Origin of the sequence: Flavobacterium cupriresistens (assembly GCF_020911925.1) — a bacterium.
Taxonomy (GTDB): Bacteria; Bacteroidota; Bacteroidia; order Flavobacteriales; family Flavobacteriaceae; genus Flavobacterium; species Flavobacterium cupriresistens.
In genome coordinates this window covers 1,698,301-1,712,433 of sequence record NZ_CP087134.1, presented here as the reverse complement: position 1 = coordinate 1,712,433, position 14,133 = coordinate 1,698,301, and the positions used below count along the sequence as shown (strand labels likewise).

The 14,133-nt window shown below is 36.2% G+C and carries 11 protein-coding genes; 8 read left to right on the top strand and 3 right to left on the bottom strand.

Annotated features, from left to right (window positions below):
• Nucleotides 1–91 precede the first annotated feature (91 nt).
• The 4 genes from LNP23_RS07630 (at nt 92) to LNP23_RS07615 (ending at nt 4,066) form a co-directional block, all read left to right on the top strand.
• Complete coding sequence (locus LNP23_RS07630) at nt 92–1,951, top strand: hydrolase/aminopeptidase (RefSeq protein WP_230004471.1); 1,860 nt, start codon at nt 92–94, stop codon at nt 1,949–1,951.
• Between the two features lie 191 nt (nt 1,952–2,142).
• Nucleotides 2,143–2,694 (top strand): carboxymuconolactone decarboxylase family protein, encoded by a 552-nt coding sequence (locus LNP23_RS07625; RefSeq protein ID WP_230004470.1) that lies wholly within the window; start codon nt 2,143–2,145, stop codon nt 2,692–2,694.
• Nucleotides 2,695–2,764: 70 nt separating this feature from the next.
• Entirely contained in the window at nt 2,765–3,178 is a 414-nt protein-coding gene (locus LNP23_RS07620) for a nuclear transport factor 2 family protein (RefSeq protein ID WP_047772951.1), read from the top strand.
• Nucleotides 3,179–3,190: 12 nt separating this feature from the next.
• Nucleotides 3,191–4,066, top strand: coding sequence for a helix-turn-helix domain-containing protein (locus LNP23_RS07615; RefSeq protein WP_230004469.1), 876 nt, complete (start codon nt 3,191–3,193; stop codon nt 4,064–4,066).
• Here LNP23_RS07615 and LNP23_RS07610 read toward each other — a convergent pair.
• Nucleotides 4,063–5,307 carry a glycosyltransferase family 4 protein gene (locus LNP23_RS07610; protein WP_230004468.1) on the bottom strand — a complete coding sequence of 415 codons (1,245 nt, stop codon included), beginning with the start codon at nt 5,305–5,307 and terminating at the stop codon, nt 4,063–4,065. The genes LNP23_RS07615 and LNP23_RS07610 overlap by 4 nt on opposite strands.
• Nucleotides 5,308–5,419: 112 nt before the next feature.
• Here LNP23_RS07610 and LNP23_RS07605 point away from each other — a divergent pair, with 112 nt between their 5' ends.
• Nucleotides 5,420–6,001, top strand: coding sequence for a MiaE family protein (locus LNP23_RS07605; protein WP_047772945.1), 582 nt, complete (start codon nt 5,420–5,422; stop codon nt 5,999–6,001).
• Between the two features lie 64 nt (nt 6,002–6,065).
• A complete protein-coding gene (locus LNP23_RS07600) occupies nt 6,066–8,822 on the top strand; it encodes a DUF748 domain-containing protein (protein ID WP_230004467.1) in 2,757 nt (918 codons plus the stop codon).
• An 831-nt stretch (nt 8,823–9,653) separates the two neighbouring features.
• On the opposite strand, the gene rpmA is transcribed toward LNP23_RS07600, so the two are convergent.
• Both rpmA and rplU read right to left on the bottom strand, forming a co-directional pair.
• Nucleotides 9,654–9,914, bottom strand: coding sequence for a 50S ribosomal protein L27 (rpmA, locus tag LNP23_RS07595; RefSeq protein WP_035685981.1), 261 nt, complete (start codon nt 9,912–9,914; stop codon nt 9,654–9,656).
• Between the two features lie 24 nt (nt 9,915–9,938).
• Nucleotides 9,939–10,376: a 50S ribosomal protein L21 gene (gene rplU / locus LNP23_RS07590; protein WP_047772939.1), complete on the bottom strand. Its 438-nt coding sequence runs from the start codon at nt 10,374–10,376 to the stop codon at nt 9,939–9,941.
• 254 nt (nt 10,377–10,630) lie between these two features.
• Between rplU and LNP23_RS07585 the strand changes: the two genes are divergently transcribed.
• Both LNP23_RS07585 and LNP23_RS07580 read left to right on the top strand, forming a co-directional pair.
• Entirely contained in the window at nt 10,631–11,953 is a 1,323-nt protein-coding gene (locus tag LNP23_RS07585; RefSeq protein WP_047772937.1) for a M16 family metallopeptidase, read from the top strand.
• 10 nt (nt 11,954–11,963) lie between these two features.
• Entirely contained in the window at nt 11,964–14,012 is a 2,049-nt protein-coding gene (locus LNP23_RS07580) for a M16 family metallopeptidase (RefSeq protein WP_230004466.1), read from the top strand.
• Nucleotides 14,013–14,133 lie beyond the last annotated feature (121 nt).

Genomic DNA, 14,133 nt, shown 5'->3' with positions numbered 1-14,133 from the left:
GAGTCTAAGGTTATTTATATTAAAATCCCGTTTTGAACTTTCAAAACGGGATTTTTTATTTAATTTAGTTTCCTAATTTAATCATCAAACTATGAAAAAAATACTCCTCCTCACTTTATTTTTGACTGCTATTGCGTGTCAAAAAAAAGAAACCACCAAAGAAACGGATAAAGAATCCACCACCATAAAAGACGAACATACGTTTTCAAAACCGGATCTGGCAGTTGTAAAACATTTAGATCTTGATATTAAAGTTGACTTTGACACGCAGACCATTTCAGGAAAAGCCTCTTGGCAAATTGACAATATCAGTAAAGGAACCGAAATTATTTTCGACGAAAACACATTAGACATTACCAAAGTAACTTTAGGCGATGACGAAAAAGAAACCAAATTCGATCTTGGGAAAGAAGTAGAATTTCACGGAAAACCACTTCATGTTACTATTGAACCTAACACTACCAAAGTTACGATTTACTATACCACAAGCAAGGAAGCTATTGCGTTACAGTGGCTAACCCCGCAACAAACAGCGGATAAAAAGAAACCATTCCTTTTTTCTCAAGGAGAAAGCATTTGGTCACGCACCTGGATTCCCTGTCAGGATTCTCCGGGCGTTCGTTTTACTTATAATGCAAAAGTTACTGTTCCTAAAGATTTATTAGCGGTAATGAGCGCTATAAATCCACAGCAAAAAAATGACACCGGAGTTTATACTTTTAAACAAGACAAGGCAATACCGTCTTATTTAATGGCAATTGCCGTTGGAGATCTTCAATTTCAATCTATAGACAACAGAACCGGTGTTTATGCAGAACCATCTGTACTTAAAAAAGCAGCTTGGGAATTTGCCGAACTAGGAAAAATGGTTGTTGCCGCCGAAAAATTATACGGCCCGTATCGTTGGGGACGTTATGATGTATTGGTTTTACCACCAAGCTTTCCTTACGGGGGAATGGAAAATCCAAACCTGACTTTCTTAACTCCGGGTGTTATCGCAGGAGATCGTTCCCTAACAAGCTTACTAGCACATGAACTAGGACACAGCTGGAGCGGAAACTTAGTAACCAATGCCACTTGGGATGATATTTGGTTGAACGAAGGTTTCACCACCTATGTAGAGCACCGCATTGGCGAAGCCATTTTTGGTAAAAAAGAATTCGAGATGCAAAATGTTATCACTCGCAAAGAATTAACAGATAACGTAGCAGAATATGGTGATACAAATCCGGACACCAGACTTAAAGTTAGTTTAACGGGAAGAAATCCTGATGATGGAATTAACCAAATTCCATATGTAAAAGGATATGCTTTTTTAAGAGTAATTGAAAATGCGGTTGGACGCGAAAAATTCGATGTCTTTATTAAAAATTATTTCGACGCACACGCTTTTAAATCCATTACAACAGAAGATTTTGTAAAATATTTAAATGAAAATTTAATCAAAGGTGATAAAGCTTTGGCCGATAAAATACAACTGGAAGACTGGATTTACAAGCCTGGAATCCCGGCTAATATTACACCGGTAAGCTCTCCTGAATTTGATGCAATTGATCAAATCCAAAAAACCTGGAGACAAACAGGAGTAAAAGGATTAAGTCAAAAAATCACAAGTACGCCAGAAAAACAACATTTTATAGACAACCTTCCAACTGATATCACTCCAAAAGAAATGCAGGAACTTGACGCTGAATTTAACTTCACAAAAGGAGGTAATTTCATCATCAAACGTCAATGGTTTGTTCCTTCTATTCGTTATAAATACACTGCAGCTTATCCTGCGATTGAGCAATTTTTACTAACAAGCAGCAGAACAGGATCTGTAATGATGCTTTACAAAGAAATGGCAAAAACTCCGGAAGGAAAAAAATGGGCACAACAGATTTTTGATAAAGCAAAATCCGGTTATCACGCCACGACTATTCAAAGTGTTGAAGACTTACTGAAATAAAGTTTACAGTAACAGTATACAGTTTACATCTTACAAATCCCCGATTACTTCTTGTAATTCGGGGATTTTTTTATTCAAAAACACCAAAGGAAAAATTGTCCATCACATAGCGTAAATTCTCCATGTTCTAAAATCTGCCGCCGTCGCATCTTTGTAATGTCAAAAGACAACAACTTATAAAACAAATTAAAATGGCACGATTAACTGCATTAAACCCGGAAGAAGCAACAGGAAAAACAAAAGATTTATTCAATGCTGTACAAGCTAAATTAGGAGTCATTCCTAATATGATGCGAACAATGGGGAATTCTCCTTCCCTATTAGAAGGTTACTTAAACTTCAGTGGTGCTTTGGGTCAAGGGAAATTGAGTTCAAAAACCGGCGGACTTATCGCTATGGCTGTTTCTGAAAAGAACGCTTGTAATTATTGTTTAGCCGCTCATACTTTTATTGGAGAAAACCTGGCAAAAACAGATCCGGAACTTTTACATGCTGCCAGATCAGGAAATTCATCTGATCCTAAAACGGCAGCCATTTTGCAATTTGCCACTACTTTAACGAATAAAAGAGGCTCAATAAATGATGAAGATGTAAATCTGGCAAAAAACGCAGGTGTTTCTGAAGCAGAATTAGCTGAAACTATAGGACATGTAGCCTTAAATATCTTAACGAACTATTTCAACAACGCTGTCAACACAGAAATTGACTTCCCTGCAGTACAACCTTTAGAACTGCAAAACTAATTGCTAAAAAAAGAATCTCTAACGATAGTCATGATTGATTTCATGACTATCTTAGTATAAAAAAATCATTATGGAACCACAAAGACATCCTTTACCCCCATTCACAATGGAAACCGCCTTGCAAAAAGTGCAAATAGCAGAAGATGCCTGGAACACAAAAGATCCTGAAAAAGTTTCTTTGGCGTATACTATTGATACTGAATGGAGAAATCGAACTGATTTTATCAATGGTCGTGAGGAAGCAAAAGAATTTTTAACCAAAAAATGGCAAAAGGAATTAAACTACAAACTCAAAAAAGAATTGTGGGGATTTAAAGACAACAGAATGGCTGTAAGATTTGAATACGAATGGCACGATCATGCCGGACAATGGTTTCGCAGCTACGGAAATGAACTTTGGGAATTTGATGAAAATGGCTATATGCAAAAACGATTCGCCAGTATTAATGATTTGGCTATTGATGAAGCTGATCGCAAACTTTAACGCTTCCAAATAATGTCCAATCAAAGTGTTTCTACCTTAATAAATCCACAAAATGGCAATCTCGCCTTCAAACTACTTTCGTTTGATGACAACAGCCATTTTGATCATATTCAACGCAATAATTATTTTTCTTTAATTTGGATTACAAAAGGAAAAGGCACCATAAAGGCTGATTTTGCAGAACATCATTTCAACGCGGATTCGCTGCTGGCTTTTTCACCTTATCAACCTTTCATGATTTGCACAAAAGAAGACATTCAAGGAATTGCGATTCATTTTCATCCGGACTTTTACTGTATACTTAAACATCAGAAAGAAGTTTCGTGCAATGGCGTTTTGTTCAATAATGTATATCAGCCTCCTTTTACCGCCGTTACCGATCAGGCAAAAGCCACCTTTCAAATGGTCATTGACCAAATAAAAACGGAGCTTCAAAATACCGCAATCGCACAATACGAATTGCTTATTTCTTATTTGAAAATTTTCCTGATTACTGCCACTCGCTTGAAAACAGATCAATCAGAAGAACCAAAGCCACTCCCCGATTCTAAAGAACCTTTTATACTTCAAAACCTTAAAGACGCAATCGAAGATAATTTCAAAACCAAACATTCCGCCGGACATTATGCCGAGTTACTGAATATTTCCCCTAAGGCTTTGGCTAAATTATCTAAAAACTATTTCAATAAAACACTTACAGACCTCATTGCCGAAAGAATAATCATTGAAGCAAAAAGAGAATTGTATATGACCAACAAAACGGTAAAAGAAATTGCCTACGAATTGGGTTATGATGACGAACATTATTTCAGTCGCTTTTTCAAAACCAATGCGGATGTCTCACCCCAACTGTATCGCGAAACGATAGGATTTGGGAGAATGGTTTAATTTTTATTCTTAGCCTCAATCCACTTTGACATGTATTTGGTGCTTTTTAAGGTATGATGTTGCAACAGACTTCCCATAAAATTATGCAGACGATGGTTCTCTGAATCCACCAGTAAGGCGCTAATTATGTCCACTAATGCCGAAGAAAAGGCCCTTTTTTGGTAACAGTGGTTTATAATTGTAACTCCGTTTTTTTGAGATTGCTTCCACAAATTTTCATCCTGATATAAGGCAATGGCTTGTTTTGCAAAAAATTCCATATCATTTGTAATACATCCGTTCCAAGGTAAATCAGCATGCATAGCCTCTGCCCCGATTTCTGATGTTACGCTGGGTGTTCCGCATTGCATGGCTTCCAGCAACTTTCCTTTTAAACCTGCTCCAAAACGAATTGGAGCCAAAACTACTTTGGCTTTTTTGACAATTTCAGCTGCATCGGCGGCTCTTCCCATAATAAGAAAACCATCTCTTGACTGATGCAATTGCAATGCTTTCTGTGACGGATAAGCGCCGTAAACCTTCAAAATTGCCTCGGGAAATTGTTTTCTGATTAAAGGCCAGATGGCTTCTTTTAAATATTGAACGGTATTCCAATTGGGTTCATGAAGAAAATTTCCGATAAAAACAAAATTTTCACGGTCTTCAAATAAAGGTAAATCCAAAAGGTCCTCTTCTTTCATTTCATCAACCAAAAAAGGCAGGTAAAACAAGAGCCTCGAATCAATTTTAAAGATGCCATTGAGGATCTTCATTTCAAATTGTGAAATAATTAACGACAAATCACATCTTAAAATACTGGCGATTTCGCGCTTTGCCACTTCCTCAGAAAACAAATCAAACGGGCCGAAAGTTCTGTTTTCTCTAAAGGCTTTTTGCCTGGCCGTTCTCAAACTATGTAAATCTTCGGTATCTAATATTCGAATCGCTTTGGGGCAATTTTCAGAAACGCGCCATCCGAACTGCTCTTCGATCATAAAACGATCAAACAAAACGACATCAGGATTTAATTCTTTTATAAAAACATCAAAACTCGAATTATTCAATTCAATGGCTTTTTTCTCAACTCCAAAAGCGGTCAGATCGACCATGAAATCACTGTCTAAAGCAGGGCTTGCAAAAGTAATTTCAAATCCATTTTCTTTAAAAATAGAAATCAATTGCATCATTCTGCCACCTGCTGCTGAGGAATTTGGTTCGGGCCATACGAAACCAATAATTAAAAGTTTTTTTATTTTATTCATTTTAGTTCTTTGAAGCTACAAAATAATGCTTTTTTGAGCGTAATTACGCAATAATTACTCATTTTCGGTTATAAAAAGACTAATTTTGCAGGAAACAATTCTCTTGTAAATTATGTTGGGATTAAAATTAGCCACGGACCCTCGCTGGGTAAATATAGTCGAATCAAATATCGAAGAAATTCTGACGGATCATGCATGGTGCGAGCAGAAAGCGGCTTCAAATGCCATTAGCTTAGTTACTTATAACTCTGAATTAGAGGAATTAGTAACCGAAATGCTGGTGATTGCCAGAGAAGAGCTGGAGCATTTACAAATGGTTCATGACTTAATCAAAAAAAGAGGTTTGACTTTGGGACGCGAAAGAAAGGATCATTATGTGAATGAACTTTTCAAATTTATGAAGAAAGACGGAAGCCGAAAAGACGCACTTTGTGACCGCTTGCTGTTTTCTGCCATGATTGAGGCCAGAAGCTGTGAACGATTTAAAGTTTTATCAGAAAACATTCAAGATCCGGAATTAGCCAAATTCTATCGCGATCTGATGATTTCTGAAGCAGGACATTATACTACTTTTTTAGGTTTTGCCAGAAAATATACTGATAATATAGATATCGATAAACGCTGGAAAGAATGGATTGAATTCGAAGGTTCTATCATTACAAATTATGGAAAAAAAGAAACTGTACACGGATAGTCTACAGTTTCTTTTTCTTTAAATAGTCGCCATTTATAATACCACACCGTCTAACTCTTTTGTTATGTCAAAAAGCAAATTAAAATCCGTCTTACTAAAAATCGCAAAATACACCGGAATAACTTTTGTTGTTATTTTAGGGTTGTTATTTTTAACACCTATTGTTTTTGCAGATCAGATTAAAGATCAAATCAAGAAAACCGCCAATGAAAAATTAAGTGCAGAGCTTAATTATTCGGATGTTTCGATTTCGTTTTTTCATCATTTCCCATCGTTAACTTTAACTTTAAATGATTTAAAACTTAACGGTTCGGCACCTTACAAAAACGAAAAATTCATCACAGCGAAAGAGGTTTCTTTTGGAATCAATGTAGCAAGTTTGATTTTTAGCAAATCGGTAAAAATTGACCAGATCTACTTGTCCGACTCTTTTATTAATGTAAAAGTAAATGAGAAAGGGGAAGCCAACTACAACATCTACAAATCGTCACCGAAGGCTTCAAACCCAAAGGACAGTTCTGAGACGGCCTTAAAATTAGAACATATTGAAATTCAAAACAGCAAGATTGTTTACGATGATAAATCCACTAAGATTCATTTTGACGCTCTGGGTTTTGATTACCTTGGAAAAGGGGATTTGAATAAAGCAGTATTTGATTTATACTCTAAAGCAAAAATTGAAAAGCTGAATATAGTTTATGAAAATGAACCGTATTTAATGAATAAAAAAATAAATGCAGACCTGATTACCAAGGTAAATGTGAACTCATTGTCTTTCTATTTCCAACAAAACGATCTAAAAATCAACGATCTTTTGGTTGATTTTAAAGGAAAATTTGATTTCCTGAAAGACGGTTACAACATGGATTTTGTTATTAAATCAAACAATAGCGATCTGCATGATGTATTTACTGCCTTCCCTCCAAAATACATTACCTGGCTTTCTAAAACAGACATAAAAGGAAACACTAATTTGCTTTTAACGCTAAAAGGAGATTATATTGCCTCACAACACGTTGCTCCAGATTTGAATTTAGATTTAAAAATAGACAGCGGTTTGGTGAATTATAACAAAAGTGCTTTTCCGGTTTCCAACTTAAACTTGCAACTAAAAACGACCGTTCCTTCTTTAAATCCGGATCTTCTGATTGTTGATGCCCAAAATTTATCTTTAAACATCAATCAGGATTATCTGAAGTCAAAATTTTACATAAAAGGCATCAATACGCCGGATATAAAAGGTGACTTTAAAGCCAAAATTGACCTTGAAAAACTAACTAAAGCGCTCGGAATACCTGATTTAACATTAAAAGGAACTTTAGCAGGTGACGTAAAAACAAACGGTAAATTTGATCAGAAAAACAGGATTTTCCCTGTAACTAGTGGTTTTATCAATCTGGATAACGGGTATTTGAAAACCAAATATTACCCCAATCCGATCACTAATATTATTGTCAAATCGAAAATTGAAAACAACAAAGGAACCTTTGATGACTTAAAAGTAAGCCTAAAACCAACGCAGTTTACCTTTGAAGGAAAACCTGTTTTTGTAGAGGCCGAACTAAGTAATTTTGATGATTTAACGTATGACATCAAAGCGAAAGGAGAACTTGATATCAGCAAAATATACAATGTTTTTTCTCAGAAAGGACTTGATTTAGACGGCTCCGTAAAAGCAGATTTAGCCCTAAAAGGAAAACAAAGCGATGCTGAAAAAGGAAATTACAGCAAACTGCACAACAAAGGAACTCTTGAACTTAGAAATATTGCGATTACGTCTGAGTATCTTCCGCAGCGCTTCATTATTAAAGAGGGTATTTTTAAAATCAATCAGGATAAAATGTCCTTTAATAACTTTCTGGCTGCATACGGCCAATCTGATTTTAGAATGAATGGGTATTTGCAAAACGTTTTTAACTACGCAACGACCACTACAGGAATTTTAAAAGGATCGTTTAAAGTTACTTCCCGATATATTAATGTGGATGAATTCATGTCGAATACGGCTGCAAATTCAACAGTAACACCAACGGAAGACCCAAATAAAGCACCTCAAACACAAGCTGTACAAACAGGAGTAATTATTATACCTACTAATTTGAATCTGCAATTACTGGCAAATGCACAAAAAGTATATTTTGACAAATTAAATCTACTGAATGCAACAGGTAATCTAAAAATGAACAAGGGCAAACTAAGCATGCAAAACACCGGTTTCAACTTAATCGGCTGTAATGTTACCATGAATGCAAACTATCAGGCGATTACACCGAAAAAAGCAAATTTTGATTACGCTATCAAAGCAACTGATTTTGATATTAAAAGAGCCTATAACGAAATTGACGTTTTCAGAAAAATGGCCAGTGCGGCAGAAAAAGCACAAGGAATTGTTTCTTTAGACTATCAATTAAAAGGAAGATTAAACAGCAGCATGAGCCCCGTTTACCCTTCTCTCGTTGGCGGCGGAACACTTTCTGTAAAAGATGTAAAAATAAGAGGCTTAAAAATGTTTACTGCCGTAAGTAAAGAAACAAGTTCTGAAGCTATCAAGAATCCCGATGTTTCCAAAGTAGACATCAAAACTACCATCAAGAATAATATTATGACGGTGGAACGTTTTAAATTTAAATTTGCAGGCTTTAGACCCCGAATTGAAGGCACAACAAGCCTGGACGGAAAACTAAACTTAAAAATGCGTTTAGGCCTTCCTCCGCTAGGTATCTTCGGAATTCCGTTGACGGTAACCGGAACTCAAGATAATCCAAAAATAAAACTGGGAAGAAAATCTGACGATCTGGAAGAAACTAAAGATTCTGAATAACATAAAGTAAAATTCCAATTTTTGAAATTCCAAATTCCAATTCTGGAAATGAAAGTATTTGAAAACCTGTTCTTAAGTGAGCAGGTTTTTTTTGTTTAAATTGTAATGTATGAATTTCGAATAACAAATTATACGGAGACTTTTTATTATCAATTGCATTTGTAACTAATATGGAAGGAGACGCACTGCTGTGCGTCTCTACGGAAGTTTCTTGTTGACTTTTATTTTTCCTGTTCACGCCATTTGTGTCATTTCGAGGAACGAGAAATCGCATCCAATATTCGACAACAATGCACCCTTAACTTATGTGATTTCTTGTACCTATAAATAATAAATTCGCTCTTTTCAGAACGGGTTTTGTAATATGGAGGGAGACGCACTGCTATGCGTCTCTACGGAAGTTTCTTATCGACTTTTATTTTCCTTTTCATGCCATTTGTGTCATTTCGAGGAACGAGAAATCGCATCCAATATTCGACAACAGCGCGTCCTTAACTTGTATAATTCTCGTACCTATAAATGACAACTTCGCTCTTTTCAGAACGGGTTTTGTAATATGGAAGGAGACGCACTGCTGTGCGTCTCTACGGAAGCTTCTTGTCAACTTTTATTTTCCTTTTCATGCCATTTGTGTCATTTCGAGGCACGAGAAATCGCACCCAATATTCCACACAGTGTGTGCTCAGCGTGTGTGATTTCTCGTTCCTCGAAATGACACAAATTCGCATCAAAACCTGAAACTTGAAACTTGAAACCTAAAACCCGAAACCCTCCCAAAAACAAAAAACCCGCTCTTTTCAGAACGGGTTTTGTAATAAGTAGTCTAATGAATTATGCTTCGAATGGAAGGATAGATACATAAGATTTGTTATCTCTTTTCTTTTGGAACTTTACAACTCCAGCTACTCTTGCGTGTAGGGTGTGATCTTTACTGATGTAAACGTTTTCACCTGGATTATGTTTTGAACCTCTTTGTCTAACGATGATGTTCCCAGCAATAGCAGCTTGTCCACCAAAAATCTTAACGCCTAGACGTTTTGATTCTGATTCTCTACCATTCTTCGAACTACCGACACCTTTCTTGTGAGCCATGACGTATGAGTTTAAATATTGTTATTATTCTTTAGTAGCTTCTTTTTTTGCTTTTGGAGCTGCTTTTTTCGCTTTTGGAGCTTCTACTTCTTCAGTAGCTGCATCTTCTGCTACAACCGCTTTTTTAGCTGCTGCTTTTTTAGTTCCTCCAGCTGCAGTAATACCTTCAATTACAATTTGAGTAAGATATTGTCTGTGACCATTTCTCTTTTTGTATCCTTTTCTTCTTTTCTTTTTGAAAACGATAACTTTGTCTCCTTTTAAGTGTTGTAACACTTTAGCTTCTACTGAAGCACCTTCTATAGCTGGGGCGCCTAAAGTTACGTTTCCATTATCGTCTAATAAAAGAACTTTGTCAAAAGAAACTTTTGAACCTTCTTCATTAGTCAAACGGTGAACATAAACCTTTAAGTCTTTGCTTACTTTGAATTGTTGCCCTGCTATCTCTACGATTGCATACATACCAAATTGATTTATTGATTTTTAAGGTTGCAAATATACAATTAATAATTTAGTATGCAATCCCTTATTTCAAAAATATTTTCAATGATAGAAGAGCTGTCTTTCAAGGGTTTTTACTCTAATAAATATCATTTTATAGGTTAATTATTACTAAAATCATAATTATTGCAATCTGGTAATTAAAAAAAAGTTATTTTTGATGTAACTAAATCTTAGCTGCCTACACTATTAGGTATATAAAATTATTAATCTTTATGAAAAATGCAATAATGATGTTAAGCGCGGCACTAATGCTTGGCGGAGTAGCTCATGCTCAAAAAGTAGCTTTTGAAGAATACAACTTAGACAACGGCATGCATGTCATTCTGCATAACGATCCTTCGGCTCCTGTTGTCATTACTTCTGTAATGTACCATGTCGGCTCTAAGGACGAGCGACCGGATCGAACGGGTTTTGCCCATTTCTTTGAACATTTATTATTTGAAGGAACTCAAAATATAAAACGTGGCGAATGGATGAAAATCGTCACGGCTAATGGCGGTGTTAACAACGCCAACACTTCTGATGACCGAACGTATTACTACGAGGTTTTCCCATCAAACAACTTAGAACTTGGTTTATGGCTGGAGTCTGAGCGATTAATGCATCCTATTATTAATAAAATAGGAGTTGACACGCAAAACGAGGTAGTAAAAGAGGAAAAAAGAATGCGTTACGACAATCAGCCTTACGGAAATATCCTTCCTGAGGTAAAGAAAAACATATTCAAAAATCACCCGTATCGCTGGACTACTATTGGTTCTATGAAAGATCTTGATGCTGCTACTTTAGAAGAATTTCAAGCTTTCAATAAAAAATTCTATACCCCAAACAATGCTGTTCTGGTTGTTGCCGGAGATTTCGACAAAGCAAAAACCAAAGAGTGGATTCAGAAATATTTTGGACCAATTCCAAAAGGAGAAGACGTAAAAAAACAAACTTTTACCGAGGCCCCTATTACCGAAACTATAAAAGCAACCTATGAAGATCCCAACATCCAGATTCCGATGGTGGTGGCAGCTTACAGAACCCCTTCGATGAAAACAAGAGATGCCAGAGTTCTGGATCTAATATCTTCTTATCTGAGCGACGGAAAAAGTTCCAAATTGTACAAAAAAATTGTTGACGATAAAAAAATGGCGCTTCAAATTGGCGCTGTAGGATTCAGCCAGGAAGATTACGGAACCTATATTTTGTACGGCTTACCAATGGGAATCTACAAAACGACAGATCTTTTAAAAGAAATCGATGAAGAAATCGTAAAAATCCAAACCGATTTGATCTCTGAAAAAGATTATGAAAAATTACAAAACAAATTCGATAACAATTTTGTCAACGCAAATGCAAGCGTTGAAGGAATTGCAGAAAATTTGGCTTCTTACTATTTACTTTATGGAGATGTCAATCTGATCAATACCGAAATCGACCTCTATCACTCTATCACCAGAGAAGAAATCAGAGAGGTTGCCAAAAAGTATTTAAACCCTAACCAGCGTTTAATTTTAGATTATGTTCCTTCAACAAAAGTTCAAAACTAAGAATCGAATCATGAAAAAAATACATACCGTTTTAATCCTTTTATTCCTCACCGGAATTATGCAAGCACAAGATCGTCCACAACCGAAACCAGGAAACTCTCCTGTCGTCAATATCAAAAAACCACAAACCTTTGTTTTGGCAAACGGAATGAAAGTTTTGATAGTTGAAAACCATAAGCTACCCCGAGTAAGCTTCAACCTAAGCCTGGACAACGCTCCTTTCATCGAAGGAAACAAAAAAGGCGTAGATGAACTTACCAGTAGCCTGATTGGAAACGGAACTAAAAAAACAACTAAAGAGGCTTTTAATGAAGAGATCGACTTTTACGGAGCGCAGATCAATTTCAACTCACAGGGAGCCTATGCCAGTTCACTTTCAAAATATTCCGGACGTATTTTAGAGCTTTTAGCAGAAGGCGCGTTACAACCCAATTTCACACAAACCGAATTCGACAAGGAGAAAGCAAAATTATCTGAGGGCCTTAAAACCGACGAAAAAAGCGTTCCCGCAATTGCAAATCGTGTTGTTGATGTTTTGGCTTTTGGAAAAAACCACCCAGCGGGAGAGTACATTTCCGAAGAAACATTAAAAAACGTAACCCTTCCTGATGTGCAGGCAAACTACGCTACCTATTTTGTTCCCGAAAACGCCTATTTAGTTATAATTGGCGATGTAAAATTCAAAGAAACAAAAGCGGCAGTTGAAAAACTTTTTGGCGGATGGAAAAAACAAACTGCTCCAAAAAACACGTATCCGGATCCGGAAAATGTTTCTAAACTTCAAATTGATTTTGTAGATGTACCAAATGCGGTTCAATCTGAAATTTCATTAGTTAATACGCTGAATTTAAAAATGAGCGACCCCGATTTCTTCTCTGCTGTAATAGCAAATCAGATTCTGGGCGGTGATTTTAACAGCTATCTGAACATGAACTTACGCGAGCAACACGCCTGGACCTACGGAGCAAGTTCAAATATTGGAAGCGGAAAATACATCACCAAATTCAGAGCTTCATCCGCCGTACGAAATGCCGTTACCGATAGTGCAGTTGTTGAATTTGTAAAAGAAATAAAAAGAATCCGAACTGAAAAAGTGGCTGATGATGTTTTAAAAAATGTAAAAGCGGGTTATATCGGAAGATTTGTAATGCAGGTTGAAAAACCACAAACAGTCGCACGTTATGCGCTAAACATTGAGACAGAAAAACTTCCTGCAGACTTCTACGAAAAATACATTCAAACGATTAACAATGTTACTCCTGATGATATTTATCGTGTAGCCAACAAATATTTCTTACTGGATCATATGCGTATTGTAATTGCCGGAAAAGGCTCTGAAGTGCTTGCTGGTCTTGAAAAACTTCAGATCCCTATTTACTATTTTGATAAATACGGAAATCCAATTGACAAACCTGTTTCTAAAAAAGAAGCTCCAGCCGGAGTTACTGCACAAACGGTTTTTCAAAATTACATTAAAGCAATTGGTGGCGAAAAAGCGGTTTCTACAGCTAAAACACTTTTCATGACCGGGACTACTACAATTCCACAAGCCCCATCTCCCTTGAGTTTTACTTCGAAATTAGATTCACAAGGAAAAATGATGGTTTCGCTAAACCTTGGTAGCATGCCTTTAATGAAACAAGTTGTAAATGCAAATGGCGCTTATGTTGAACAACAAGGGCAACGCAAAAACTTAGAAGGCGATGATTTAGCCGAAATGAAAGCAAGCGCTACTCCATTTGAAGAGTTACGCCTAAGCAAAAGAACCGATCTAAAAGTGGAGGGAATTGAATCTATAAACGGACAGGAGTCTTACGCTATAAAAGACGGCAAAACTGTTTATTACTATGATGTAAAATCGGGTTTAAAAGTAGCTAAACTTAAAGTAAAAGAACAAAGTGGTCAATCTACCACACAAACCACTTACTTTAATGACTACAAAGAGGTAAAGGGTATAAAAGTCCCTTTCAATATCATTCAAAATGCAGGTTTTGAACTGGATATTAAAATGTCTGATATTAAAATCAACGAAGGTGTTTCTGAAGCGGATTTCAAATAACTCTCAAAAAAAAGAAAGACTGTCAATATTGATAGTCTTTCTTTTTTAAGTTGTAAAGGTTCTGAGGTTCTGAGATTCTGAGATTCTGAGATTCTGAGATTTTTTTTAGCACTTAAAATCT